Source organism: Escherichia sp. MOD1-EC5950, assembly GCF_002965345.1.
GTDB classification, from domain to species: Bacteria; Pseudomonadota; Gammaproteobacteria; order Enterobacterales; family Enterobacteriaceae; genus Escherichia; species Escherichia marmotae.
The window spans coordinates 1-1,020 of record NZ_PTSR01000104.1 but is presented as its reverse complement, the minus strand read 5'-3'; the positions used below and the strand labels follow the sequence as shown (position 1 = coordinate 1,020).

Sequence of the window (1,020 nt, the reverse complement as noted above, 5' to 3'; positions counted from 1 at the left end):
TGGACCGGGAGGTTCATAAAATGGAAGACCGACAGTATGGACAGTGATTTTGTATCCGCAGACAGACTGATGCGTGCGCTCAGTAACGGGGAGTTTGAACCGTATCTCCAGCCGGTGGTTTCTGCATCCGACCTTACTGTCTCCGGTGCGGAGCTTCTGGGGCTCCGTTTGGGAAACGGAGCCCCAGAAGGAACTGGAAGAAACCGCTGTACGTCTGGCATACACGCTCGTCAGCGGCCCTGACGGCCCGCTATCGCGGAGATGCGCCCCGACTTCGGGTAAACCCTCGCCGGGACCACTCCGACCGCGCACAGAAGCTCTCTCATGGCTGAAAGCGGGTATGGCTTGGCAGCTGCCGTGTTCTGTCAAGAAAAATCGCTTAAACTCTGATATACAGCCCCCTAAGTACTGCCAGCAAGCTGTCAGCACTAAGTCCCCGTTAGCGCGGCTACGCCGCGCTAACGGGGTTAAAAGGGCTTTATCTATACTTCATCATCGCTGAAAGCCCGCATGGCCTCGCAGGGCAGGGATGGGATAGGTGAAACCTGTCAATCAGTACCGGCTTACGCCGGGCTTCGGCGGTGTTACTCCTGTACCATATGTAACTACATCATGCTGCCTTACATGCGCTACGCGCATATGAAGACAAATAGCCCACATCAAACGGTTTTTGGGGCTTCAGTACGCCATAGCACCAGTACACGAGTTTTCTCATCAGCGCACCAATGGCACACATTTTGGTCTTACCTCTCAGGCATAATCGCTCATACATCGCTTTCATCAATGGGTTAAATCTCAGACCACACAACGAAGCCAGGTACAGTTTCGCACGAATTCCTGGCGGACCGATTTTTGACAGTTTCGGACACCCTCTGACCGAGGTGCCGGAATATTTTTCAACGGGAACGACACCCAAAAATGCAGCCACCTGTTCTGCAGTGGTGAAATCATGGCTCCGCAGGATGACAAGCATATTCAGACCTAACTGATAACCTACGGATTTTATTGACGTCAGCAGGT

General features: G+C 53.0%; 1 protein-coding gene and 1 pseudogene. One reads left to right on the top strand and one right to left on the bottom strand.

The genetic code is table 11. The annotated features are described in order from the left end of the window. Positions 1–36: 36 nt before the first annotated feature. A pseudogene (locus tag BEA93_RS26435) lies at positions 37–159 on the top strand (EAL domain-containing protein); the annotation flags it as partial. A 451-nt stretch (positions 160–610) separates the two neighbouring features. Here BEA93_RS26435 and BEA93_RS24470 read toward each other — a convergent pair. Then, positions 611–1,020: transposase (locus BEA93_RS24470; protein ID WP_157945153.1), on the bottom strand; the 410-nt coding region annotated here is incomplete at its 5' end.